At 71.6% G+C, this 23322-nt stretch carries 22 protein-coding genes and 3 pseudogenes; 6 read left to right on the top strand and 19 right to left on the bottom strand.

The window, feature by feature from the left end:
- Positions 1 to 206: 206 nt before the first annotated feature.
- Both ACJ9NR_RS17070 and ACJ9NR_RS17065 read right to left on the bottom strand, forming a co-directional pair.
- Positions 207 to 341, bottom strand: a pseudogene (locus ACJ9NR_RS17070) (transcriptional regulator); the annotation flags it as partial.
- 211 nt (positions 342 to 552) lie between these two features.
- Positions 553 to 1554: a phosphotransferase gene (locus ACJ9NR_RS17065; RefSeq protein WP_412488419.1), complete on the bottom strand. Its 1002-nt coding sequence runs from the start codon at positions 1552 to 1554 to the stop codon at positions 553 to 555.
- 82 nt (positions 1555 to 1636) lie between these two features.
- Between ACJ9NR_RS17065 and ACJ9NR_RS17060 the strand changes: the two genes are divergently transcribed.
- Entirely contained in the window at positions 1637 to 2437 is an 801-nt protein-coding gene (locus tag ACJ9NR_RS17060) for an alpha/beta fold hydrolase (RefSeq protein WP_412488418.1), read from the top strand.
- A 236-nt stretch (positions 2438 to 2673) separates the two neighbouring features.
- Here ACJ9NR_RS17060 and ACJ9NR_RS17055 read toward each other — a convergent pair whose 3' ends face one another.
- Together ACJ9NR_RS17055 and ACJ9NR_RS17050 are read right to left on the bottom strand one after the other, a co-directional pair.
- Entirely contained in the window at positions 2674 to 2898 is a 225-nt protein-coding gene (locus tag ACJ9NR_RS17055; RefSeq protein WP_412488417.1) for a cold-shock protein, read from the bottom strand.
- A gap of 90 nt (positions 2899 to 2988) precedes the next feature.
- Positions 2989 to 3948 carry a helix-turn-helix transcriptional regulator gene (locus ACJ9NR_RS17050; RefSeq protein WP_412488416.1) on the bottom strand — a complete coding sequence of 320 codons (960 nt, stop codon included), beginning with the start codon at positions 3946 to 3948 and terminating at the stop codon, positions 2989 to 2991.
- A 134-nt stretch (positions 3949 to 4082) separates the two neighbouring features.
- On the opposite strand from ACJ9NR_RS17050, the gene ACJ9NR_RS17045 reads away from it, so the two are divergent.
- From ACJ9NR_RS17045 to ACJ9NR_RS17030, 4 genes are all read left to right on the top strand, one after another.
- A complete protein-coding gene (locus ACJ9NR_RS17045; RefSeq protein WP_412488415.1) occupies positions 4083 to 4436 on the top strand; it encodes an ANTAR domain-containing protein in 354 nt (117 codons plus the stop codon).
- A gap of 229 nt (positions 4437 to 4665) precedes the next feature.
- Positions 4666 to 5166: a DUF4234 domain-containing protein gene (locus ACJ9NR_RS17040; RefSeq protein WP_412488414.1), complete on the top strand. Its 501-nt coding sequence runs from the start codon at positions 4666 to 4668 to the stop codon at positions 5164 to 5166.
- Positions 5167 to 5297: 131 nt separating this feature from the next.
- Positions 5298 to 6716 carry an ATP-binding protein gene (locus tag ACJ9NR_RS17035; RefSeq protein ID WP_412488413.1) on the top strand — a complete coding sequence of 473 codons (1419 nt, stop codon included), beginning with the start codon at positions 5298 to 5300 and terminating at the stop codon, positions 6714 to 6716.
- A gap of 616 nt (positions 6717 to 7332) precedes the next feature.
- On the top strand, positions 7333 to 7731 hold the full coding sequence (locus ACJ9NR_RS17030) for an HIT family protein (protein WP_412488412.1): 399 nt from the start codon (positions 7333 to 7335) through the stop codon (positions 7729 to 7731).
- Positions 7732 to 7778: 47 nt separating this feature from the next.
- Here the strand turns inward: ACJ9NR_RS17030 and ACJ9NR_RS17025 are convergent, their stop codons facing one another.
- The 10 genes from ACJ9NR_RS17025 to ACJ9NR_RS16980 form a co-directional block, all read right to left on the bottom strand.
- Entirely contained in the window at positions 7779 to 8210 is a 432-nt protein-coding gene (locus tag ACJ9NR_RS17025; protein ID WP_412488411.1) for a hypothetical protein, read from the bottom strand.
- The gene (locus ACJ9NR_RS17020; protein WP_412488410.1) at positions 8207 to 9925 is read right to left on the bottom strand and encodes a prolipoprotein diacylglyceryl transferase; all 1719 of its coding nucleotides are present in this window, start codon (positions 9923 to 9925) and stop codon (positions 8207 to 8209) included. The genes ACJ9NR_RS17025 and ACJ9NR_RS17020 overlap by 4 nt, the downstream gene beginning before the upstream one ends.
- A gap of 66 nt (positions 9926 to 9991) precedes the next feature.
- Entirely contained in the window at positions 9992 to 11263 is a 1272-nt protein-coding gene (locus tag ACJ9NR_RS17015) for an OmpA family protein (protein WP_412488409.1), read from the bottom strand.
- Positions 11260 to 12171: a hypothetical protein gene (locus ACJ9NR_RS17010; RefSeq protein WP_412488408.1), complete on the bottom strand. Its 912-nt coding sequence runs from the start codon at positions 12169 to 12171 to the stop codon at positions 11260 to 11262. Before ACJ9NR_RS17010 ends, ACJ9NR_RS17015 begins: the two co-directional genes overlap by 4 nt.
- A 111-nt stretch (positions 12172 to 12282) precedes the next feature.
- Entirely contained in the window at positions 12283 to 14598 is a 2316-nt protein-coding gene (locus ACJ9NR_RS17005) for a hypothetical protein (RefSeq protein ID WP_412488407.1), read from the bottom strand.
- Complete coding sequence (locus tag ACJ9NR_RS17000) at positions 14595 to 15251, bottom strand: TIR domain-containing protein (RefSeq protein WP_412488406.1); 657 nt, start codon at positions 15249 to 15251, stop codon at positions 14595 to 14597. Before ACJ9NR_RS17000 ends, ACJ9NR_RS17005 begins: the two co-directional genes overlap by 4 nt.
- A 269-nt stretch (positions 15252 to 15520) precedes the next feature.
- On the bottom strand, positions 15521 to 16936 hold the full coding sequence (locus ACJ9NR_RS16995) for an NsdA family TPR-like regulatory protein (protein WP_412488405.1): 1416 nt from the start codon (positions 16934 to 16936) through the stop codon (positions 15521 to 15523).
- A gap of 445 nt (positions 16937 to 17381) precedes the next feature.
- Positions 17382 to 17801, bottom strand: a complete 420-nt coding sequence (locus ACJ9NR_RS16990) for an SHOCT domain-containing protein (RefSeq protein ID WP_412488404.1) — start codon at positions 17799 to 17801, stop codon at positions 17382 to 17384.
- A 106-nt stretch (positions 17802 to 17907) separates the two neighbouring features.
- Entirely contained in the window at positions 17908 to 18255 is a 348-nt protein-coding gene (locus ACJ9NR_RS16985; RefSeq protein ID WP_412488403.1) for a carboxymuconolactone decarboxylase family protein, read from the bottom strand.
- 44 nt (positions 18256 to 18299) lie between these two features.
- Positions 18300 to 18722 carry a hypothetical protein gene (locus ACJ9NR_RS16980; protein ID WP_412488402.1) on the bottom strand — a complete coding sequence of 141 codons (423 nt, stop codon included), beginning with the start codon at positions 18720 to 18722 and terminating at the stop codon, positions 18300 to 18302.
- Positions 18723 to 18968: 246 nt separating this feature from the next.
- Between ACJ9NR_RS16980 and ACJ9NR_RS16975 the strand changes: the two are divergent.
- Positions 18969 to 19088: pseudogene (locus ACJ9NR_RS16975) on the top strand (site-specific integrase); the annotation flags it as partial.
- 276 nt (positions 19089 to 19364) lie between these two features.
- Here the strand turns inward: ACJ9NR_RS16975 and ACJ9NR_RS16970 are convergent.
- From ACJ9NR_RS16970 to ACJ9NR_RS16950, 5 genes and pseudogenes are all read right to left on the bottom strand, one after another.
- Positions 19365 to 19931, bottom strand: a complete 567-nt coding sequence (locus tag ACJ9NR_RS16970; protein ID WP_412488400.1) for a Uma2 family endonuclease — start codon at positions 19929 to 19931, stop codon at positions 19365 to 19367.
- 305 nt (positions 19932 to 20236) lie between these two features.
- Positions 20237 to 21782 (bottom strand): annotated as a pseudogene (locus ACJ9NR_RS16965) (serine/threonine-protein kinase).
- A 179-nt stretch (positions 21783 to 21961) separates the two neighbouring features.
- On the bottom strand, positions 21962 to 22213 hold the full coding sequence (locus ACJ9NR_RS16960) for a hypothetical protein (RefSeq protein ID WP_361290088.1): 252 nt from the start codon (positions 22211 to 22213) through the stop codon (positions 21962 to 21964).
- Positions 22210 to 22566, bottom strand: coding sequence for a hypothetical protein (locus ACJ9NR_RS16955; protein WP_412488399.1), 357 nt, complete (start codon positions 22564 to 22566; stop codon positions 22210 to 22212). Before ACJ9NR_RS16955 ends, ACJ9NR_RS16960 begins: the two co-directional genes overlap by 4 nt.
- Before the next feature lie 150 nt (positions 22567 to 22716).
- Positions 22717 to 22842: a hypothetical protein gene (locus tag ACJ9NR_RS16950; RefSeq protein WP_412488398.1), complete on the bottom strand. Its 126-nt coding sequence runs from the start codon at positions 22840 to 22842 to the stop codon at positions 22717 to 22719.
- Positions 22843 to 23322: the final 480 nt, after the last annotated feature.

Raw genomic sequence — 23322 nt, 5'->3', positions numbered from 1 at the left:
GCGAGCGCGTCTCGGACCTCCGCAAGCGTGTCTCCGGCTTCCGTGAGTGTGTCCCTTGCCTTCGCCGGCGTGTCTCCGGCCGTCGTGAGCGTGTCCCTGGTCTCCGTCTCCGTCGGCGTGTCTCCGGCTTCTGTGAGCGTGTCCCTTGCCTTCGCCGGCGTGTCCCTGGTCTCCGCCAGCACGTCTCCGGTCTTCGGCCGCACGTCCCCGGCCTCCGTCAGCACGTCCCCGGCCGCGGTTCGCGAGTACAGGACCGAACGGCCCGCCCGCCGCCGTTTCACCAGGCCCGCGTCGAGCAGCACCCTCAGGTGCCGGCCCACCGAACCGAGGCCCTGGCCACGGCAGCCCGACGCCCTGTCCCCGAGCCCCGACCCGCCTGAGCGCTGCGCCGGAAGCACCGTGGCCTGCCGCCTGCCGCCTGCATGACGGCCGCACGGGCGGGGAGGCTGTACGGACGCGCAGGCCACACGGACGCGGAGGCCGCACGGGCGGGCAGCCTGTCCGGGCGGGCGGGCAGGTCATGCGGGCGGGCAGCCTGTCCGGGCGGACGGGCTATACGGGTGGCTCGTCCAGCAGCCGCAGCAGCGAACCAGCGGCCTGGGGGTCGCCGGCCAGGTCCGTGGAGCCCGCCGCTCCCGGGAAGAGCCGTCCCCAGGCGCCGGCCCGCCCGATCGGGCCGAGCCGCCAGGCCAGGCGGAGTGCGCGGCGGAGGTCCCGGGTGCCGCGGCCCCCGCCGGTCCAGGGTTCGAGGTAGGCGTCGCGCAGCCGGGGCAGCACGCCGGGGCCGTAGCGTTCGGCGGCGTGCCCGGCGGGCACCACGAAGCTGCAGAAGGGGTGCGAGACGGTGGCGTCCCCCCAGTCGAAGAAGGTGAACCGCCCCGGGCGCGGCACGAAGACCTGCCCCTCGTGCACGTCCGCGTGATCGAGGCAGTCCCCGATCCCGAGCCCGGCGAGCTCCTCGCACCACTCCACGAGGCGGGGCCGCAGCCCGCTCAGCGCGGCACGGTCGGCCTCCGTCAGGGCGCCGTTGTCCGCCACGAGCCGATCGAAGACGTTCGGCAGCGTGGCCGTCCGGGCGCCGGGCACCCCGAGGGCCTCGATCTTCTCCGCGTAGGGCAGAAGGGAGCGCTGCAGGACGGCGTACTGGCGCAGCAGCGCCTCCCACGTACGGAGGCCGTCCGGCCCGTCGTCCAGTACGTCGGCCAGCCGCGGCCCGCCGTCGGGGAGCAGCGACCAGCCCCGGTCGGCGTCGACCGCGAGCGGTGTCAGCACATGCTCCGGAACCCATCCGGCCAGCGCCTGGGTGAGCCCCGCCTCGAAGCGGCTCGCCGGCGGGTTGGCCTTGAACCACACGGTGCCGGCGCCGTCGACCGACAGCCGGACCAGCACCGACCAGGGCCGCAGCCGCACCCGCCGGGGTCCCACCTCGCGCAGCCCGCGGGCGTCGAGGACGTCGCCCACCCAGCCGAGGGCGGCGGCGCGCCACTCCTCCCGCTCCCAGGGCGTCACGACATCCGGATAGCGCCCGCGGTCGACGCCCGCATCACCGTTCATCGCGCCATCTCACCACCGCGGGCGCCGGAGTCTCATCCGGATTAACGTCGGTCCAAGGCGACCATCCGGGGAGGCGGGAACGATGGGTGACTATGTGGCGCTGCCCGGCGTCAGGACCTGGTACGAGACCGACGGCGCCGAGGACGCCGAACCGCTGCTCCTGCTGCACGGAGGCATGTGCACGAACGAGACCTGGGGCGCGCAGCGGGCGGACCTCGCGGCGGCCTACCGCCTGTTCCTGCCGGAGCGCCGCGCCCACGGCCACACCCCCGACGTCGAGGGCCCGTTGTCGTACGGGGACATGGCCGACGACACCGTGGACTTCATCGAGGCGGTCGTGGAGACCCCCGTCCACCTCGTCGGCTGGAGCGACGGCGGGATCGTGGCCCTGCTCGTGGCGCTGGTCCGCCCCGACCTGGTCCGCAGGGTCGTGGCCATCGGGGCCAACTTCCGCCCCACGCCCGAGATCGCCGCGGACCCCGCGATGTTCGAGCACCTGACGGACGACGGTCCCGCCACGGCGCCGCTTCGCGACATGTACGCGGCCGCGTCGCCGGACGGCGCCGGCCACTGGCCGGTGGTCGTGCGCAAACTGGCCGACATGTTCGCCGTCGAGCCGGCCCTCACGACCGCCGACCTGTCCCGGATCACCGCTCCCACCCTGGTCCTGGCCGGGGACGACGACATGATGACGCTGGAGCACACGATCGACCTCTACCGGGCGATCCCCGCCTCCCAGCTCGCGATCGTGCCCGGCACCTCCCACGCCGCCCCGATGGAGAAGCCGGCCCTGGTGAACAGGCTGATCCTCGACTTCCTCACCAAGGACCCCGTCCCGACGATGCTCCCGGTCCGCCGGGCTGCGGCCCACCAGGACACCTGAAGAGGAGGCATGAGGCGGGGAGGCATGTGGCGGGGGAGGCATGTGGCGGGGACACCTGAGGTGAGGACGGCTGAGATCGGTACGCCTGAGGTGAGGACAGCTGAGATCGGTACGCCTGAGGTGGGCACGCACCCTCAGGTGGATGCCTCGTGCCTCGTGCCTCCCCGCCTCATGCCTCGCGACGACGCTCGGGCCGGACGGGGACGCCGGACGGGGACGCCGGACGGGGACGAGAGTCAGGCCGGCCGGGGGACGATGCTCACGGCGCGGTAGTCGTAGCCGTCCTGCTGGAAGCCCGGAGCCTCCCAGGTGAGGTCCACCCGCTGTCCGGGCGACAGGGTACGGAACCCCGGCATCCGGATCTCGGAGAAGTGCCCGAAACAGCCCCCTGGGGTCTCGGGGGAGTCGAGCACGCCCCAGCCCTCCTCCTCGTACCACTCGCGGACGGTAGCGATGACCATGCAGGAGACCCTACGGCGCGCGGTGCGTGAAGGGGGCCGGGTGTGGCCGGTCGGGGGCCGGACGGGGCCGGCCGAGCGCGCCCGGTGGGCTCAACCGCCGTTCAGCGTCTGGTGGGGAGCACATCGGTAGGTGCCGCGGTAGAAGGACGCGAATCGGCCCGGGTGGTGGAAGCCCCAGCGGGCGGCGATGTCGGTGACCGTGGCCCCGTCGGCGGAATCGCCCGCCACCAGGTCGCGGTGCGCCTGCGCGAGCCGCACCCGGCGCAGATGGGCGAGCGGGGTGGTGTCGAGGTGGCGCCGGAAGGCGTACTGCAGGGCCCTGGGCGTGACATGGGCGGCCGCGGCGATGTCGGACAGGGTGACCGGCTGGTCGGCGTGGTCGTCGATGTAGGCGAGGGCGCGGCGGAGGATCACCGGCCGCGCGTCCCGTTCATCGCGGCCGTGGGCGCCCGCGTCGTCGGTGAGCGCGGTGTTGGGGAAGGCGGACAGCACGCTCGCCGCCAGGTGCTGCGCGGCGGTGGACGCCACCAGCGGCTGCTCGGCCACGGCCGGGTCGGCGAGCATCTGGTCCCGCAGATAGGCGATCGTACGGCCCAACTGCCGTGCGACCGCGGGCGTGTGCGGCCGGTGCCCGGTCAGCCGGACCGGTGGTCCGCCCTGCTCGCCGGCCACTTGGGAGAGCAGGGCGGGCTCGAGCATCGTGATGTTGTAGCGCGCGTTGCAGATCCGCCCGGAGTACGGCAGGTCCGGTGGAGCGAACATCACCACGTCGCCGGGGCCGAAGTCGTCCTTGACCCCCTGGAAGGAGTGGTCGCGCACGGTGCCGTCGTGCATGACGCACAGGCAGACCTTGCCGAGCGGCGTGACGGAGTAGCTCATTTCGAAGGACAGGTCGATCTCGTCGACGCTCACCGGGGCGATGCCGGTGCGGCTGACCCGGGCGCGGCCGGCGTCGGGCGTGGAGCTGCCGATATGCATCCTGGCGTAGGCGCGGCTGAGGAAGTCCTCGGTCGCGCCGAGATCGTCGCTCTCGAAGGTGAGGGTCTCCATGACTGCCGGTTTCCCGCCATCGGTTCCGGCATGTCTGCGCCGGGCAGGCGCTCTTCGTTTTCTGGACAGCTGGTGGCCAGGATGTTCGTCGTACGGCTGTCGCTCACGGCCCCGGGGCGCGGAGGCTTCGAAGCATGATCGGTGAAGACGAGGACACGGACCGTGTCACGGCCCTGCAGCAGGAAGTGCGGCAGCTGCGTCACGCCATGGATGCCCACGCCCTCGTCGACCAGGCGATCGGCGTGGTCATCACGGTGGCGGGCCTGCGCCCCGAGCAGGGCTGGGAGGTGCTGAAACACATCTCGCAGCACACCAACGTCAAACTCCGCGAGGTCGCCCGCTGCTTCGTGCAGTGGCCCGCCGGCGGCCCCTTGCCCCAACTCGTCCGCAACGCCATGCACCAGGCGGTGAACGAGGTCCGCAGCCAGGACGCGGACGGTCACGGAGACGGCGAGGAGCACGAGGCGGCCGCTTGCGGATGGCCTTGACGCGGGGGGCGTTGACGTGGGGGGCTTCGACGACGTGGGGCTTCGACTCAACTCAACGTGAGCGGGTGGGAAGTTGGCGCCTCGAAGGCGCTGTCGCCCTGCCCGCGGCTCGTGCTGATCACAATCACATGACGAAGCTTGATTGAATGACCAACCATCTTCACGAGGTCTTCACGTCCTGTCATGCTGCTCCGGCTGAGATCAGAACCAGCTCTTGGAGCCTCATCACATGGACGAAATCAAGCCCGCCACCCAGTTCGGTCAGAGCGTTCCGGTCCCGGCAGGAGGCGCCGTCTCGCCCGCCGCCGGCGCCCCCGCCGCGGTCCGTCTGCCCGGCCTGGCCATGAAGCGCCGCGGGCCCGTGGCGGTCTGGCTCGGCCTGCCGCTCGTCACTCTCGGGATCTATCAGCTGGTCTGGTACTACAAGATCCACAAGGAGCTGCAGGAGTTCGACCGGCGTCGGGTCCTCAGTCCGGCGGGCAGTGTGCTCGTCATGATCTTCCTGGGCTGGACACTGGTCGCCCCGCTGATCTCCTTCCACAACACCGGTAAGGCCATCGCCGACGCTCAGCGTTCGGCCGGCCTGCCGGTGACGTGCAGCGCCGCCGCGAGCACCTGGCTGGCCTTCGTCTTCGGCCTCAACATCTGGTACATGCAGCGCCAGCTCAATCTGATCGTCGACGTCTACCCGGGCGCCGCCCCGGGCACCGAGGTGCCGCTGGCCGCCTGAGCCCGCCGACGCCCGACCCGGACGTCGAGGGCCTCGGACCGGTCTCGGTCCGGGGCCCTGCGCCTAACGGCAATGTTACTAACTTTAATGTTAGTATCTGTGGCGTTAGGTGATGTCCGGGAGATGGCGGCATGGCAGATTTCGTGGGCAGGCGGCATGAGCTCGACACGCTGGATCGCGAGCTGGGCAAGGTGACGGCCGGGGTCGGCGGGGAGCGGCCCGGGCGGTGCGTGATGCTTCGAGGGCGCCGCCGGGTGGGCAAGTCGCGTCTGGTGGAGCGGTTCGCCGAGAGATCCGGCGCGCCGTTCCTCTTCTATGCCGCCACAGGGGCGTCGCCGCGGGCGGACCTGGAACGGCTCGGCCAGGATGCGCAGTCGTCCAGCCTTCCGCTGGCGAATCTGCTGTCCGCGGCCCGCCCGGCGAGTTGGGACGCGGCCTTCGACGTACTGGCGGCGGCGCTGCCTCACGACCGGGCGAGCGTGGTGGTCATGGACGAGGTGCCCTATCTGATGGATGCGGAGGGCGCCTTCGAGGGCATGCTTCAGCGGGCCTGGGACCGAGAGCTGGAGAAGAAGCCGGTCCTGCTGGTCCTCATCGGTTCCGACCTGTCGATGATGGAGGGGCTGAACAGCTACGGACGCCCGTTCCACCAGCGTGGACGGGAGATGGTGCTGGGCCCGCTGAACCCGGCGGAGGTGGGCGAGATGCTGGGCCTCGATCCCGCCGCCGCCTTCGATGCGTCCTTGATCACCGGTGGGCTGCCCCTGATCTGTGCGGAGTGGACGCACGGCGCTGGAATGTGGGACTTCCTGCAGACGGCGCTCAGCGATCCGGTCTCGGCCTTGCTGGTGTCGGCGGAGCGCTCGCTTGCCGCGGAGTTCCCCCAGCAGGTCCAAGCTCGCACCGTCCTCTCGGCGATCGGCAGCGGTGAGCGGACGTTCTCCAGCATTGCCCGCGCCGCCGGCGGGATCGGGGCGACCCCGCTCCAGCGGTCGTTGGCGATCCTCGCGGACAAGCGGGTGATCGCGTCGGAGCTTCCCGTGTCCACGCGGCCGTCGAAGGATCGTCGTTACCGGGTCGCGGATCCCTACCTCCGCTTCTGGCTGAAGCTCCTGGGCCCGGCGATGGAAGAGATCGAGCGGGGCCGGGGTGACCTGACACTGCAGCGCATCCGTGAGAACTGGACCAGCTGGCGTGGCCGGGCCGTCGAACCTCTGGTGCGCGAGGCGCTGGCGCGGCTGCTGCCCGACGCGAACCTCCCCGCTGCCCCCGCCATCGGCGGTTACTGGACCCGTACCAATGATGTGGAGATCGACGTAGTGGGAGCGGACCGCGCGCCGATCGCCAAGGAGCTGTTGTTCGTCGGCTCGGTGAAGTGGCTGGAGAACTCACCGTTCGACCGGCACGATCTCGCGGCACTGCACCGGCACCGCGCCGCACTCACGCCCGCTCCCCTGCCTGTGATCGCCGTCTCGCGCAGCGGAACCGACTGCGCGGGGCTGGACGCCGAGTACGGCCCGGCGCAACTCCTCGCGGCGTGGTCATCCTGAGCCCGCACAGGTCATCCGTTCGACAGGTGGATGACAGTCACGCCGGGCCCGGAGGCCAGGACCTCACGGCGAGACCTCTGATGCTTTCGATCGCGCTGGTACCAGGTAGGAAAGTCGCCACTGTACGTGTGCTGGTGACCAGGCTTCGGCGCTTGAACGATGGCGGCGAGCCCGCCTTGGTGGATGGCCGCCCCTGCGGCTCGCCCGGCCGCGTCGCTGAACGCGTGTCGCGGGTTCGCATCCCGCCGGGCCCTGCGAATGTGGGCGCATGGCTGTGCTGCCGGCGAGGAAGACTTTGCTGCCCTGGTCACCCTGGAGCAGTGACCGTGGCCGGAGCCGGGCAGCCAACGTGCGGAAGGTGTCGTGTGCAGGTGCCGCTGGTCCGCCTCCGCCTGCGAAGCGCTGCCGAGGGGACGTCGGGCCGGGTCGCGGCGCCCCGTGCGGTGCCGGTGGGAACGATGTGAGGCGATGGGCGGGTGGAGGGACTATGGCCGGGTTCGCCGAGGAGTTTCGAGCGGGGGAGGAGGCATCCGCGGAAGGCGTGGGAGGAGTTCCCCGGACAGCACGGGAGCGTGGCTTCGGACAAGCCGCGGAGGGGCCTTCGGAGATCGGCCGGGTGACCCGGAGCGGCTGTCCCTTCTGCCGCATCGTGGCGGGGACGGCTCCGGCGCGGATCGTCCGCGACTGGGCGGAGACGCTGGCCATCACGCCCCTGGGCGGCGGGGTGACGCCGGGGCATGTGCTCGTGCTGCCCAAGACGCATGTGCTCGACGTGGCCGCTGATCCGGCCGTGTCGGCGACGACAATGCGGCACGCCGCCGAGCTGGCCGCGGAGGCCGGTGACTGCAACGTCATCACCTCGCGGGGCGCGGCCGCTACCCAGAGCGTCCCTCATCTCCACGTCCATGTGGTGCCGCGCTGGCAGGGGGACGGGCTGCTGCTGCCGTGGACGGTCTCGACGCCACGGAACAGCGGCGGCAGCACCGGCCGGCCGGGCCGGGAACGCGGGGCCTGAACGGCGCGTCCGGCCGGCCGGTGAGCCGGACGGCACCGGAGCAGGCGTCAGCGCAGGAAGAGGATCAGCAGGCTGTCGGCCGTGGCGAGCACCCCGTAGCAGAACAGCATGGGCCGGGACAGCAGGACACCGAGCCAGGAGACATCACCGTCATAGCGCCGGGTGTCCATGGTGAGCAGGGCCGGGGGATCGCCCCGGCGGGTGACGATCCCCTCGTACAAGGCGCGGAACAGTCGTTCCTGGCGCAGGTAGTAGCCGTCGAGCAGCCAGAAGCCGATCGCGACGGTGACGGCCACGAGGACAGACCGCCAGTGCGCGCTGCGGCTCGCGCTGCCGCTCGCTACAGCGACGAGCACGCTGTTGAGCGTGATGCACCAGCCCTTCACGAGGAAGGAGTTGTTGCTGAGGCGGGTGATCACGCTCTGCAGGAGTTCCAGGTGCTTGAGGTCCTGCTCGCTCAGGTTCCCGGAGGTGGTCAACCGGATGCCTCCGGTATTCCGGCGTCAGGCCCTTTCGGGTCCGCCCGTCCGGCACCGGGTTGTTCCGGGTGCCCTCCCCCGGCACCCGGCTCTCCAACGTCCGGCTCTCCCGCCTCCGGTTCTGCCGCGTCCGTCCGTCCGGCGTCCGGTTCTGCCGCGTCCGTCCGTCCGGCGTCCGGTTCTGCCGCGTCCGTCCGTCCGGCGTCCGGTTCTGCCGCGTCCGTCCGTCCGGCGTCCGGTTCCACCGTCTCCGTATGTCCGGCCTCCGGTTCCACCGTCTCCGTATGTCCGGCGTCGGACCGCTGCTCGGCGGGCTCCGCCCTCTCCCGCCGGCCCGCCTCGGGCTGGGCAGCGGGGGCCGTGGACCCGCTCGTGGGGCGGGCGATGTCGGGCTGTTCGAACTGGACGTTCAGTTCCGCGGCGGTGTCCTCCAGCCAGTTCTCCAGCAGCTCGGGGGCGTACCGCTCGCGCAGGACGGATTCGTAGTGGGCCAGCGTGTCCAGACGCAGGCGAGGGGTGGCGGGGTCGCCGCGGTTCTCGTCGGCCGGCCATGCGTAGTCCCGCAGCGGCAGTTGCAGAGCGCCGGCCACCCCGCTGTCGGCGCGTTCCTCGATGATGCGGGCGCATGCCTCGTCCACGACCCGGTAGGCGTCGGCCGTGGCCTGCTGCACGGCCGCGTGCAGCCGGTGCCAGGACGTGCTGTGGGTGACGAGTCGGAGCCTTGCCTCTGAGAACAGGCCGCGCGCGGACTTCTCGGCGTCGGACACGGCGCTCTTCGCCGCCTTCGCGCTCTCCGCGTGCGGATTGTGCGCGAGGGTCGTGATGGTCAGGGTCGCGAGGTTGAGCACGATGATCAGGAAGACGGCCATGATGTAGCCGTGCTGCCCGAACGTGGCGGTGACCTGGTGGCTCTGCCGGGCCCGGCTGTCGGCGGTCGCGGCGAGCGCGCCGACGAGCAGCCCGTTGGCGAGGAGCGGCAGGGTCAGGCCGGCCCACGGCAGGTCGTCGTGACGCCGGGTCTCGGTCCTGGTGCCGTCCCGCAGGCCCCACCAGTGCCGACAGGTCGCGACGACGCCGCGCCGCACCCGCTCGGTGCGCCTGCTGGAGCGGACCTTCCACCGGTAGAGCGACCGACCGAGCACGGCACCCAGGGCGAGCTGGAGGCAGGACACACCGAGCGCGGCCAGGTAGCCGAACACGTAGACGGTGGTCTGCCACACGCTCCCCGGGCCGACGTCGAGCAGGCGCGACACCGCCTCCCCGACGAAGGGCAGGTCGAACAGGGCGCTGGCTGCGACCATCACCCACTGGAGCCACACCCACGGCTGCCGGCTGCGCGCCAGGTGCTCCGGCCCGTCCAGGGCGTGGCGGGCCCGCACCGCGTGCTGCTGGCGACACGCCTCGCCGGCCGACCGCCCGACGGTCAGGCGCTCCGCCGCGTCGATCGCCGTCCGCGCGGCCTGGAAGGTGCGCTCGAGTTCTGTGCACAGCTCGCCGAGGGCCGTCTGGGCCTTGGCCAGCCCGGCGTTGGCGTGGGTGAAGGCGCGCATCAGCGTCGCGCGCTCCTGGCTGTCCACCGGGTCCGCAGGACGCCCGGCGGCGCGGTGCCCGTCGGGGTCGAGGAGGGGGAGCTGCGTCCGGGGACAGGGTATGGGCGAGTCGAGCGGGCCCGCGTGCTCCGCGCCGTCGCCGTTCTTGATGTCTGTGCCGTTCATCTTCCTTCCGCCCATGTCTCGTCCGTTCGGATGCCTTCCGTTCACGCGCATGTCGGTGCCGCTCCCTCACGTCCTGAGGATTCGGATGTCCACGCGGCGGTCGCACCGCAGCAGTTCGGCCCGGGACAGATGCTCGGCCGACGTCCCCGCGGGACAGCCGGGGGACACGCCCAGGCCGTGCGCCTCCACCCGGGACCCGGGCACCCCGTGCGCGACGAGCACCCGGGCCACCGCGTCCGCGCGGGCCCGGGACAGCGACCGGTCGTTGCCGCGGGGGCCGCGCGGGTCGACGTATCCGTCGACGACCACGCGGTCGAGCCCGGGCGTGGTCCGGGCCCGCACGGCCAGGTCGGTCAGGGTGGGCGTGGCCGTGGGGAGCACCCGCGCGGAGTCGGGGCGGAACAGAGCGGCGCCCGACAGCGAGTAGGTGCGTGAGAGCCCGTCGCCGTACGGCACCACCGGGTCGTCGCGGTTCGGCCGGCCGGACACCGCGAGGGGTGCCGCGCCGACGGGCGTGGAGCTGGCGGTGCAGGTCTGCGCGGTGCCGCCCGCCCGCACGCACATCTCCTTCCACAGGTCGCTCAGCCAGGCGCGCTGGGACCGGTTCGCGGAGGGCTGGGTGCCGGCGGAGCGGCCCAGGCCCAGGAAGGTGACCTCGACACCGTGCAGGTCGGGCAGTTTCTGGTAGGCGCCCTGGGCGGCGCACACCGACACGATGGAGGCGATCTCCTGCTCGGAGCCGAACTGCGCCGAGCGCAGGTCGGAGCAGCCGGCGTTGGACAGCCCGTCGCTCAGGACCACCACCCGCCGTTCCCCCTCGTCTCCGCGGAACTCGGCCGTGGCCGTGGCCAGCGCGGCAAGGAGGTCGGTGCCGCCGTCGGCGGGCCCGCGGCGCTGCGCCGTGGTGACGTCGTCGGCGAGACACTCGACGGCCCGGTCCCGGTTGGCCTGCTGGTTGTGCTTGTTGTGCGCGCTCGCCTTCCAGTCGGCCGAGCGGCCGTCGAGGGTCCACGGGATGGCGTCGGACGCGCCGCCGAACGTGCCGATGAAGAAGGTGTCGCCCTTCTCGACGCGTTCACTGAGCAGTTCGTGGACCGCCCTCCGGTAATCGGGGGCGTCGGCACCGGACTTGCTGCCCCGCACCGACGCCGAGCCGTCGACGAGGACGACGGTGCTCCCGGCGCCGTCTGCGGGCGACGCCTTCTTCATCCATACGCAGCCGTCCTTGGAACCGTCCGAGCCGCAGCCGACGACGAGGCCGGCCAGCAGGGTGCCGACCACCAGAGCGGCCGCCGTACGGCCGTGCCGGGCGGGCCTGCCGCCGCGTGTCGCGCTCACCGGGCGGTCCCGTCGGAAGCGATGGCGTCATCGACCCACGAGAACGGCTTCAGACCCATTTCCCGGCAGAACGCGCTGAGCGCCTTGTCGTAGGCGTCGGCGAACTCGTACAGGCCGGCTTCCTGGTGGTTGCCGCGGGCCGCTTCCAGCGCGGCGATCAGTGCGTCGGTGCTGGTGCGGCGTTCGCGGCGGAGCGACTCCAGGACCTTGCGGAAATCGGAGTCCGCCAGGGTCGCGGCGAACGGGACGAGCAGGCGCCGCTGGTGCGCGTCGACCTCGCCGAGGAGCTCCAGTTCGCTGATCACCTCCAGCCATGCCTCGGTGAGCGCCAGTGCCCGCTGCGCCCGGCGCCGGCCCACCTCCTCGGTCTCGCTGATCGTCACCTGGTCCAGGTGGTGCGGCCGTACGTGCTCCCGCAGGTCGGCGTCCATCCGTACGCGCACCGACGGCCGGCAGCGGATGAGACCGCTGCTGTCGTCGAAGCACCAGTTGCCCTCGGCGGACAGCTTCTTGTTGATCGCGGCCTCGGCGGCGGCCGGCTCGTGCGCGGCGCAGTCCCGGGCGGTGGACCAGGCGACGCGAAGGAGTTCCTCGCGGGCGGCGTCCTCGTGGTGGGGTACCCGCGCCTTCAGCGTCTCGCGGGACATGGCCGTGCTGCTCCAGCGGAAGGCGGGGATCACCTCGAAGCAGAACACGTCGTCGCGGGCGGGCAGGGCGAGTGCGGCCGCGTGCGGGAGTGACTGCACGTAGACCTTCTTGTTCTTGCGTGGGGGCGTTGATCCGCCGTCGTCCCCGTCGGTCCAGACGGCGTCCGTCGCCTGGTCGTCGGCCTGGTCGAACTTCGAGCGCCACCATGCGCGCAGTGCCTCGCGGACGGTGGTGATCAGGCCCTTGGGCCGTCGTCCCATGGCTGTTCCTCCTGATTCGGGTGACTGAGACCGCTGATCGCCGACAGCTGACCGCTGATGGCGGGGCGGGAGGTGGAATGCGGGTGCGGGTGTGGTGCGGACGGTGGTCGTTCAGCGTTCGCGGAGGGCGCGCAGAACGCGGCTCAGGGAGCGGGCGTCGGGGTACCGTCGCGCCCACCGGCCGAGGTTGAACAGGGCGCGGCGCCTGCGGTGTGCGTCGGAGCAGACGCGGGGCACGAACTCGTCCAGGAACTCACCGAGTTCCTTGTCCTCGTCGGCGGCCAGCAGCCAGTGCCCCAGCAGTTCCCAGGTCTGCCCGGAGTGGACCGGGTCGATCAGCGCGTCCCGCCAGAGCAGCAGCAGCGTCTGCGCTCCCGCGGGGTCGTCCAGTGCCCCGTGAGCGAGCTTCGGCCGGTACGGCAGCTCGGGTCCGACGGCGAGCGGGCCGACGACGAGCAGTACCCGCAGCGCGTGCCGGCGCAGGTGGTCGTTGTCGGAGCGGATCCACCGCCCGAGCGCCTCGGTGACCGGCTCGGTGCCGCCGCCCGTCAGGAACAGCGCGGACATGGCGTAGGCGACGGACGCGTACCCGCTGAGTCCGGGCCTGCCGCCCAGCTTCTGCAGGGCGGTGAGAGTGGCCCGCACATCACGGGTGCCCACCGGGGTGCCGTAGGCCCGGGCGGCGCTGTCCTGCAGCCGGGTCACGGGGCTGCCGGCCCAGGCGGCGACCTGCCGGTCGATCCGCGCGGTCAGCCAGGGGTCCCCGGTCTCCGCGGCGACGGCCAGGGCCAGGGCGGCGTACTGGCGTTCCCGTACCGACTCGCCGCGCGCCCAGTTCCGCACGAGGTCTCGGTAGACGCTGTCGAAGTCGTGGCGCAGCAGGTGGCCGGCGATGAACGCGGCCCGGGACCGCACCCGCTCCAGCTGGTCGTGGGCCAGCCGGTGCAGCCACCGCAGCAACGGTGCGCGGAGCCAGCCCAGGCCGTGCCAGATGACCTCGATGACGGTCGGCATCAGCTCCGGCTCGGCGAGCCGGATGCGGCGCGGGTTGTCGGCCGCTCCGGTCTCGGAGGCGGCGGCTATCCCCATGCCGGGCGGGACCAGCTGGTCGAGATCCAGTTCGAAGACGGGGCGCAGCGGCGCCGTTTCCCGGTTCTCGGTGCGCTGCACCTCGTCGCAGAGCAGGGTGCCCACCCGGATGAAATCCGACTGCGGCATGTTCTCGCACAGCACGTAGGCGATGCGCATCGGACGCTCGTACGGGTCGGGCGCCGGATCGGGGGCAGGGTTCGTCAGATCGAGGAACACCCTGGCCGCGGTGCGCAGCCGGTCGCGCCAGACGCCGAAGGCCCGGCCGAGCTCTTCCGGGGGCAGGTGCAGGTACGTGGCGAGGGTCCCGGCGAGGGACACGGCGTCCCGGACCGGCAGGGTGCCGCCGAGTTCCCTGTCCAGGCGGGCGTCCTCACTCACCCGCCGGGTGAACTCCCGTACGTCGTGGGCCGAGCAGGCGTCCGGCTGCCCCTGGTGCCGGGCGCGGTGCTGGTCCAGTGCCTCCGCCAGGTGGACCAGCAGGATGTTCTTCAGGTCGGGCCGGGGGTGGGCGAAGGCGTACGGCTGGAGGGTGCCGAGATCGGTCCCGGTGCCTTCGACGATCAGCACGACGAACGCCTTGCGCCGCACGGCCTGCATGCCGAGGCGTTTCAGGACCTCGGGTCCGGGACGCTCGGTCCCCAGATCGAGCAGGACGCCGTGGCCGCGGCTGAGGTACCGGTCCGCCTGCTCGGCCAGGGCCTGGGCCGGCTTGGTTCCCGTGGCATGCAGGACGCCCACACGTCCGCTGTCGCCGCACGCGTGGCCCAGCAGGACGCGCGCGGTGGTGTCCACGCCGCTGCCGCGCGCGCCGAACAGGACGATGAGGTGGTTCACGGCCAGGCCGCCGGCCATCTCGGAGTGATGCGGGAGCCGCTGGTACAGCCGGTCCCGCCGGGCCAGGTCGACGGCGTCGAGCGGGATGAGCTGGAACTCGACCGGCTGCTCGCCACCCAGGTTGACCGCGATGGCGGCGTTGTGGCTGCCGCCGTAGACGGCCGGGCTGTGGGACGACTGGCGCAGGTAGACGCTGAGGTGCTCTCCGGAGAGGGCCTCGGCGGAGTCGCCCGCTTCGTGGGCGGGGCGGCGTGGACGGGCCGCCTCGGAAACCGGTTCCTGCGGGACCGCGGTGCCGGACGCCTCCGTCTGCTGCCCGTGGTCCCCCGGCCCCTGGGGGCCGCGGGGGTCCTGGTCCGACCCGGGGCGGGGCGTCTCGCCGGACTCCGCGGCGGTGGTGTCCGTGGGCGTGGCGGTGGTGTGTGCGGCGCTGTCCGCGGGCTCAGGGCCGGGGCCGCTGTCCGCCGGTGGGTCTTCCGGCTGGTGTGCTGGCGTGCTCACGGGCGTTCCTCGTCGTCTTGGGAGTGGTCGGCGGCGTTCTCGCGGGGGCTGGGGGAAGGGTTGGTGCTCGCCGTGTTGTGGTGTCCGCCGAAGACCATCGGGGAGGCGTCGGCCCGGTCGATCCGGACGTTCACGCCGGCGTTGCCGGCCGCTTCGCCCTCCGGCTCGGCGTGGCGGGCGGGCCGCAGGCCGGGCACCGCGCGGCGGATGGCCTGGACCAGGGGCGGGAAATCGATGTGCGCCTGGTGGGGCCGGAAGTAGGCGGCCTGACGCGTGGTCAGGGCCGCGATGTCCTGGGGCAGTTCGGACCAGTCGGGCAGCTTGGCGTCGCCGACGAGAACCGGCAGCACCGTCAGCTTCATGGCGAGGGAGAAGGCGACCTCGCGGCGGACCCAGTCGCTTTCGTCGTCGATGAGGCGGCGGTTCTCCCCGTCCCTCAGCGACGCCCAGCGCGGGCCCATGACCACGAGGATGAGGTCGCTCTTGCGCAGGTTCCGGTCGATGTCGTCGGCAAAGTAGGCGCCTTCCGCGATGGAGCGCTGGTCCCGGAAGACGGCGTCCTTGCCGAACTCGTGGACGAGCGCGGTGTCGATGTGCACGCCGGTCTCGCCGGTGTCGGCGCGGCGGAAGTTGACGAAGATGGACGGGGCCACGGTGTTCCTCGCTTCGCGGTGACTGGTTGCGGGTGCCTCGGGCGACGGCGTCGCGCAAGGGTGTCCGAGATGACGGTGTGGATCGGGAGAGCACGGTGCGACCGGCGACTGGTGAGAGGCAAAAACGACGTTTTCAGCCGCCCTTTGGCCGGTCAACGTGTTGCCTGTGGACACTTCCGCAGGCGACAGGACACAAACGGTCCGTGGGTGCGGGAGAGCCGGTGGCACCGGGGCGGAAGGTGTCCCGGAGGAATGGCGGTGCGGGAGGGTCAGCCGCCCTGCGGCCCGCCGGAGCACCCGGACTCAGCCCCGGAACCGGGCATGGTCCCGGCATCGCCCTTGGGGCCGACCCCGGTCCCGGTCCCGGTCCCGGACCCGGACCCGACTCCGCCGCGCAGGCTCTCGGCGACGACGGGGAGCACGTCCCTGACCCCTGGATGTTTGCTCCGCCTGGTCAGCGCCGAGCGCAGTTGCCGCACGTCGCTCCTGACCGTGGCGGAGTCGGTGACCAGGACGTCCCGGGCGACGGACTCCGCCATCAGGCAGGCCCGTTCGACGTCTCCGGCGTCGGTCAGCGCCAGGGCCAGCCGTGCGCCGTGGCGGGCGCGGGCGCGCGCGGCGTGCGGTGCGATGGTGTCCCGGCTCGCGTCGAGCAGGTCCACGGCCTGCTCCGGCTCACCGAGTTCCCGCAGGCACCAGGCGGTGACGAAAGCGGTCAGGTCGGGGAGATGGGTGCCGCCGAGAGCGGGCACGCCGTCCGCCTGCGCCAGTGCCTCCTGCGCGCGTTGGTGGCCGCGGTCCAGCGCGCGGCGGCAGGCGTCCTCGTCCCCGAGCAGCGCGTGCCCCTGGGCCTCGCGCTGCGCGGCGAGTTCCCTGGTACGGCCGTGGCGCGCCCGGCTGCCGGCGGCCCGGGCGAGTTCCACCGTGGCCCAGGCGTCGCCCCGGTAGAGCGCGAGTTCAGCCTGCCGCAGCAACGCGTAAGCCGTCAGCTCGCGGTCGCCGCCGGCCTCGGCCAGGTGGACGGCCTGGTCGGTCCAGCAGGCGGCGGCCCGGTCGTCGCCCGCCTCCTGCCACATCCAGCCGGTGTACTCGGCATACCGCGCGGCGAGCCGCAGGGCGGTGCCCCGCTCGGCGGTGGAAGCGCTTCGGCCCAGGCCGCGCAGTACGGCGGTCGCCGCGGTGCTCATCGGGATGACGACCGCCGGGCCGGAGAACTGGCCGAGTCGGCGGTACTCGTGGAACAGAGCCTGGAAGACGGGCAGGGACTCCCCGGCGGGCACGCCCTGGTGGAACGCCGGGGCTACGGCGCACTGGGCGACCACGGCCGGCGCCGACCTGTCCAGCGGATTGCGCGCGCCCGGGGAGTCGACGTCGCCCGCGGTGAAGTCGGCGGCGCCGTCGGCGAGCAGCCGGAAGGACCACCCGCCGGGTCCGAACCCGGCCGCCGGTGCGTCCCCGTTCTGCCGCACCCGCGGAACCAGGAGCGCGGCGAGCCGTCCGTGCGCACTCAGTTTGGCGTCGAGCGCCCGTGCGATCCGGTCGCTGGGCGTCGCCGCGCCGCGCTCGATCTTGCTCAGATACGACTTCGAGATGTGGACCCGCTCGGCCAGCCGGATCAGCGACATACCCGATTCCTGGCGCGCGCGGCGCAGTTCGTCGCCGAAATCCGTCCCTGTTGCTGACATGGCAACTCACTCCCCCGCCTCGCCCGTTGCTGGCACCGAGTTTGCCACAAAAGAAATTAAGATCGTCTTATTCATAGATTTATGCGAAACGATTTCGCTATTGCGTTCTACACCCGAATTACTTTTCGAGTACGAGGGGGTGCCGCCCCAGGGCCGACCGCCGTCGGCCCCAACCCCTGCGGTGCCGACGGGTCGGCCGACCTCCTGTTCACCTGCCCTATTGCACGTCGCTCAGCAGTTTCAGGGGAAGCCCGGTCTTTACCGCGATCTTCGTGGGAGCGGCGGGGGAACAACACCGGCGTCAGGGTGGCTCCCACCAGGGTGAGCACGGAGCCCGTCCCGTCCGTCAGGCTGCGCTGTCACTCACTGGGGCCATGCCGCCGTGTCGTCGTGGCCGCGGCGCGAAGCACCGGTTGCCGGTGCTGCCGGCTTGTGCCGCATCGGGTCACGGGTGGAGGACCTTCTCCTTGGCCCGGCGGAACTCCTCGTCGGAGATGTCGCCGCGGGCCCGGATCTCCGAGAGCTTGGCGAGTTGGTCCGCCTCGCTGGTCGGGCCGGTGGCACCGACGGTCTCGCGGACATAGCGGTCCGTCTCCTCCAGCCTGGCCCTGACGTGCTCCTGCTCACGCCTGCCCATGTCCTTGCCGCGGGCGATGACGTAGACGAAGACGCCCAGGAAGGGGAGGACAACGGTGAAGACCAGCCAGCCCGTCTTGGCCCATCCGCTCAGGGAGCCGTCGCGGAAGATGTCGATGACGACGCGAAAGAGCAGGAAGAGCCACATGACCCACAGGAAGATCCACATGACGGTCCAGAAGGCTCCGAGGACCGGGTAGTCATAGGCCAGGTTCACGTAACTGTCCATCGCTTCTCCTGTTCGGTGCCGGCCTCGTCGAGGCTCCGGCGCGTATGAGAGGAGGGGGCGCCGACCTGCTCAGCCCCGCCGGGCTGGTGCCCGGCCGGGCCGGTGGTCACATTTCCTCGTCCGTGGGGAGTTCCAGCCCGAAGGCTTCGCCGATGGCGCGGGCGGCGGACACCACGCGGGCGCTGCCCACCACGGGAGCGATCGCCACGAGCGTTCCCTGGATCTTCTCCAGCGGCACGCCGGCTTCCGCGGCGGTGCCGACGTTGAGGAGATACGAGGGGGCGGAGGCGTCCATGGCGACCAGGGCCGCAATGCGGGCCAGCAGATACGTCTCCTGGTCCAGCCCGGACCGTTCGAATGTGTCGAGCGTCATCTGGACGAGCGTCTCGAACACCGGCGCGTTCGCCTCGGCGAGGGCGGCGACGCCACCCGCTCCTGTCTGCTGCTCGGTCATCTCAGACTCCTTCTGTGTTTCCGGCGGTCGGGTGACGTACCTCTTCAGGAGAGACCCTGCGCGCCTCTGCCCGCCTCACCCGGGACGGATGACCTTCCGATCGCCGACGGCCGGGTGTTCGCGGCCGTACCGGAGGCCGCGGCGAGGATGCCGAGGAGAGCCAGCATGAGGACGACGCTGCCGAGGACAAGTGCCACGGCCTCCGGGGTGCGGTAGTGCCCGTCGTCCCGGTTCCGCCCGCCGCCGTCACGTCTGACCCAGCGGGCGGCGCGTCCCGGCCAGTACAGGTAGGCGGCCGAAGCGGTGATCACGGCGCGAACCAGGACCATGCGCGTGCCGTCCTTCAGGAAGCGGACGAAGGTGCCGCAGATGTCGGCCGCGGTGTCCTGCGGCAGGGCGGTCGTGCGGATGAAGCCCAGGTGGACCTGGCGCATCAGCGCGAGGCCGGCGAGCAGCACGATCATCATGACCCCGACGCCGATGACCGTGGCATCAGGGCGACGTGGTGCGCGGGTGCGCTGCAGACGGCGAGTGCCGCCTGGTCGAATCCCGCGTCCGCCGGCTTCTGCTTGACATCGTCGACGACAGTGCCGAGATGCAGGTCGATGCGGCCGTCGCCGGCCTGGACGGCGCTCCCGCCCTCGCCGGTGAGGACCTTGACAACGGCGGTGTGCGCCCGCCGGTCGGCGTCGTCCCAGACTTCGGCGAAACGCATCGGGCACAGCCGGACCGGCATCACGATGGACGTCCACACGCACGTCGTGCACGACACCCGGCGGGAAGCGATCAGCGACATGGACCGGTTGCTCAAGCGCCATCCTCCGGGCGCCTGAGAGGCCACTGCCGTCAGATGGCGCCGTCAAAACGGCCCGGACCATGATCGTTCCGGGCCGTTTTGCCTGGTGCCCCCGGCAGGATTCGAACCTGCGACCCCCGCTTCAGGAGTGGGATCGAATCCGTGCCGGGGGATGCCTGGCGCTGCCGCAGCGGTGCTGTTTCCCCTGGTCACAGCCACACGGCGAGCCACTTGATCCGGCTCATGCCGCCCCGTACCGGGCTGTCCGCTCACGCATCGCTCACGCGCTGCCGGTTGCTGAGCAGCGCGTGGGTCAGATCTGGCTGAGGTCGATCTCCACCGGGAAGGGGGCCGCTGCCTTGAGGACGCCGGTGAACACGTCTCCGTCCCGGTAGGTCTGCGCCGCGGGGTCGAGAACGTAGGTGTACACGAGAGGAACGCCTGTCGCGGCCTGCTCGATCCGCCAGTAGAAGCCGATGCCTGCCTTGGCGTACTGGTCGACCTTCACGATCCGGTCGGTGGTCTCCGATCCCGGCGACACCACCTCCGCGACCAGCAGCACGTGCTCGGGGCGGGTGGGGGTGATGTCGATCGTGTCCGCGCGGTACACGACGACGTCCGGGCGGCGATTGGTGAGGGGGACGTCCTGGAGCCGGACGTCGAAGTCCGTGTCGGCGTTCCACTCCGGGCCCGCGGCAGCGTCCAGGGCGTTCGCCAGAATCCGGGCCAGCCGGTTGTGCCGCTTGGAGGCACTGGGACTCACGACGACCATCCCGTCCACGATCTCGATACCGGCGCACTGCTCCTCGGACCAGGACTCGTACTCCTGCGCCGTGATCTGCTCATGCATCCACGCCGGGGCCACCATCTCGGCCGTCATGAAGCACCTCCCGGACACTGTGCTGCGGGCCCGATCCCGCTGGATTCAGCGTACTGTCTGCCGTCCTTCCGGCACGCTGATCTCGCTCACGCCCCTCCCGTCGGCCGGCATCCGACCAGCAAGCCCACGACAAGTGGGAAATCGGCGCGGTGGACCCGTCGCCAGAGGATCGGAACACGGCCGGTGGCACCACTGGCCTGACGGCCACACCGGGGAGGGCTGAACCACCCGGCCACGTGACCGTCGCGAAACCCTCGGCCGCAGAGCAGCATGGTTGTGGCGACGCTGCTTCTGGAGGAAGCGGGTCAGGAAGCCGAACCGTCGAGGTCGAGGCGGATCACGGCGAGCGCCTCGGCGATCTCGACGGTCATCTCGTCCTCCGGGCCGAACACCATGCACATGTCCTGGTGGAGCGGTTCGAGGACCTGCCGCGCCTCGGCGGTCCGGCCCTGGGCGAGCAGCAGCATCCCGATGTTGTGCCGCAGCTCCACGGCTTCCTCACTCACGTCGCTGTCGACGGCCCGCACGACGTTCAGCACACCCTGGAGCGCGGCAAGCGCGTCGGTGACCTGGCCGAGTTCAGCGCGGCAGCGGGCCGCCCGGGCGCGGCAGGCGCGGGCCTGCTTGCCGGTGGGCCCGGCGATACGGGCGTAGGCGTCGGCGAGGGCGTCGAACTCGGGCAGGGCGGTCCGGTAGTCGCCGCCGAGGAGGAGGATCGCCGCCCGCTGACGGCGCAGCCCAAGAACCTGCTTGCTCTCGGAGCCGAGGGCAAGGGCCGCGGGTTCGATGACCTCGCCGAGCACCTCGGCGGCCTGCGCGAACCGCTCCTCCAGCAGGGCGTCGGAATGCGCGTACGCCTCCTTGATGTCCTCGCGCAGCCGGGCGGGGACGGGCACCGGCTGCACCCCCGGGAGGACGGCCGTCGGCGCCGGACCACCGGGCGCCGGGGCCTCGGCGCGGGCACGGGGCGCGAAGGGGTGACGGAACACGCCCGTCGGGTCGGGCGCGCCGGCCGGCCCCGTATCCGCCGTGCCGGGCTCCTGGCCCGGCGGCGGGAGGAACGGCAGCAGCCGCGCGTACGCCTCCTGCGTGTCGGCGGGCCGCGCCTCGGGCGCCTTGCGCAGCAGGTGCAGGACCAGCTCCTCCAGCGCCTCGGGGACGTCGGGCCGCAGCTGACGCAGCGGGGTGGGGGCGGCGTTGACGTGCTGGTACATCAGCAGGTACTCGCTCTCCGCCTCGAACACGGGGCGCCCGCTGAGGAGTTCGAGCAGTACGCAGCCGAGCGCGTACAGGTCGGTCTGCGGGGTGATGCGTCCGCCACGGACCTGCTCGGGCGACATGTACTGGTGGGTGCCGATGGGGCTGCCGGTGGCGGTCAGCTTGGTGACGTCGGTCCGCAGCATCGCCGCGATGCCGAAGTCGAGGACCTTCACCGTGCCGTCGCGGGCGACGAGGATGTTGCCCGGCTTGAGGTCCCGGTGGATCACCGGCACGTCGTGCGCGTACGACAGCACGGTCGCGACCTGCGCGGCGACGGCGGCCGCCCAGCTGACCGGCAGCGGCCGGCCGGGGTCGAGGTAGGCGGACAGCGGTACGCCGTCGCGTCGAGCACCGCGTCGTACACCTGCGGCACACCGGGTGCTGGATACGCGCGGTGATGCGGGCCTCGCGACGGAAGCGCTTGGCGAACTCCTCGGCCAGCTGCGGGGAGGTGACCGACGCCTGCCGGATGAGCTTCACGTCGACGGGCCGGTCGAGCACGGCGTCGTAGCCGCGCCACACGTCGCCCATGCCGCCGTGGCTCAGCTCCTCCAGGAGTTCGTAACGGTCGGAGATCGCCTCCTGCGGCACCTTGCCCCCGGTGTACGTGATGAACAGTCACAGTCAGGGGTCAAGCGTGACCGCTGCGTCAGGATGCCGTCCAGGGTTCGCGGTTCTACATGGGCGCGGTCGCAGCGGTGGACGATGGGCAGAAGGATGCGCAGACAGAAAACGCCCCCGCTCCGAAGAGACGGGGGCCGACCGCCGGATCAGATCCAGGTCACTTGGCGAACGTATACACACTCATGCCGGGGAACGATGAGGTAGACGAAGAATCCGCTGTCGATATGTGCGGTATCTCCCTTAGGGCCCAGCCCTTCGTACTGAGTTCCGTCGAGGTAGAAGGCCGCAGCAGCCCGCACCAACTCGTCAGCTTTCTTCTCGACCTCGGCGACGAAGGCCGGCGGTGCTCCGCCGATGACGTACGCCTCGCTGGGGTCGTACTCCCACCTCCACGTCACTCGGACACCGCCTGCGTGGCCATGTCCTCGACAGCACGCAGCTCATCCATGGCGGATCGGAATGCGGGGTCGTCCTTGCTGGTCGTGCCGTGGATCGTGGCGAGAGCGCGGCTACGGCGGGCGGAGAGATCGGGGCGACGCTCGATCTCCACCTGAGCGGCCCAGTGGGTCAGCCAGTGCTGAAGGTGCCCGATCCTGCTCGTCCGAATGGCGGCGGCGAGTGCTTCTTCCTTGTGCTTTTCCATCTCGTCCAGGCGGTGAGGAGCGATCCGGGCGAGCGCCACACGGACGGCGTCGGGGGTACGTTCGGGGCGCGGGAGCAGCTCCATGCCATGGTCCGACTGTGTGCTCACGATGTCCTCCAAAGGGTGGCCCGGTCAGCATATCCAGCCGGGGTGTACGAGTCAGACGTCGTGGTCCAGTCCTCGCGGATGTGGGCTCAGTGGCGCCCAGGACGAACCCTCGGGGCGCCACCGGCCTCAAGGTGGAATACCTCTACGGGGTCACTCGCGGTCGGTCGCGATGATGCCGACGCATTCTTCGAGCGCGGCGTGCAACGGCGTGACGAAGGCGGCGAGTTCGGCGTCCGAAGCCTTCCCTGCCTCCAGTACGGCGCCGACGATCGTCATCAGGGCGGCGGCGGCCTTCAGGGCGTGCGCGTCGGCCAGCTCTTCAAGGCGGCCGCCGGGGGCGCGTGACCGCCAAGGCCTCCTTGCCGGTGGCGGGGTCGAGGCCGAGACTGCGCAGACGCGGCGTGCTCGTGCTCATACGGCGACCTCCCACGGAACCGGAACGTAGTCCTGCCCCGGCGACGCCAGGACCAGCCGCCCGGCGCCGCTCGCGCTGAAGACGGCGCCGGTCACGTTCGTCCCGCTCGCGTTCCCACTCGACGACGTACGGCCGGACCAGGGGCATGCCGTCGACGGTGATGACGTCCGCGGGGTGCGGACACGTGATCACGGGTGGGGGTTCCGGGGCGGGCGGGAGGGCGGGAGGTGAGGGGCAGGGGTGGTGGGGGTGCTGTCGAGTGGTGGGTGCCGCGGGCGGGCAGGAACAGGGCCAGAATCGCGGCCAGTAGGCTGCGCATAGGTCGACTCCCAATCAGTCGG

The sequence above is a fragment of the Streptomyces sediminimaris genome (assembly GCF_047049295.1).
Classification (GTDB): Bacteria; Actinomycetota; Actinomycetes; order Streptomycetales; family Streptomycetaceae; genus Streptomyces; species Streptomyces sediminimaris.
Note: the sequence above shows the minus strand (reverse complement) of the source record. Positions and strands in the feature narration are given on the sequence as shown.

Bases quoted from the DNA above. Each gene is read 5' to 3' on its own strand.
- ACJ9NR_RS16970 (WP_412488400.1), bottom strand. From the start codon at position 19,931: ATGACGGCCGAGATGGTGGCCCCGGCGTGGATGCATGAGCAGATCACG.
- ACJ9NR_RS17050 (WP_412488416.1), bottom strand. From the start codon at position 3,948: ATGGAGACCCTCACCTTCGAGAGCGACGATCTCGGCGCGACCGAGGAC.
- ACJ9NR_RS17035 (WP_412488413.1), top strand. From the start codon at position 5,298: ATGGCAGATTTCGTGGGCAGGCGGCATGAGCTCGACACGCTGGATCGC.
- ACJ9NR_RS16980 (WP_412488402.1), bottom strand. From the start codon at position 18,722: ATGATGATCGTGCTGCTCGCCGGCCTCGCGCTGATGCGCCAGGTCCAC.
- ACJ9NR_RS17010 (WP_412488408.1), bottom strand. From the start codon at position 12,171: ATGGGACGACGGCCCAAGGGCCTGATCACCACCGTCCGCGAGGCACTG.
- ACJ9NR_RS17065 (WP_412488419.1), bottom strand. From the start codon at position 1,554: ATGAACGGTGATGCGGGCGTCGACCGCGGGCGCTATCCGGATGTCGTG.
- ACJ9NR_RS16990 (WP_412488404.1), bottom strand. From the start codon at position 17,801: ATGGACAGTTACGTGAACCTGGCCTATGACTACCCGGTCCTCGGAGCC.
- ACJ9NR_RS17040 (WP_412488414.1), top strand. From the start codon at position 4,666: ATGGACGAAATCAAGCCCGCCACCCAGTTCGGTCAGAGCGTTCCGGTC.
- ACJ9NR_RS16995 (WP_412488405.1), bottom strand. From the start codon at position 16,936: ATGTCAGCAACAGGGACGGATTTCGGCGACGAACTGCGCCGCGCGCGC.
- ACJ9NR_RS17020 (WP_412488410.1), bottom strand. From the start codon at position 9,925: ATGAACGGCACAGACATCAAGAACGGCGACGGCGCGGAGCACGCGGGC.
- ACJ9NR_RS17045 (WP_412488415.1), top strand. From the start codon at position 4,083: ATGATCGGTGAAGACGAGGACACGGACCGTGTCACGGCCCTGCAGCAG.
- ACJ9NR_RS16985 (WP_412488403.1), bottom strand. From the start codon at position 18,255: ATGACCGAGCAGCAGACAGGAGCGGGTGGCGTCGCCGCCCTCGCCGAG.
- ACJ9NR_RS16950 (WP_412488398.1), bottom strand. From the start codon at position 22,842: ATGACGATCGTCGGCGCCGTACTGGAGGCAGGGAAGGCTTCGGACGCC.
- ACJ9NR_RS17060 (WP_412488418.1), top strand. From the start codon at position 1,637: ATGGGTGACTATGTGGCGCTGCCCGGCGTCAGGACCTGGTACGAGACC.
- ACJ9NR_RS17055 (WP_412488417.1), bottom strand. From the start codon at position 2,898: ATGGTCATCGCTACCGTCCGCGAGTGGTACGAGGAGGAGGGCTGGGGC.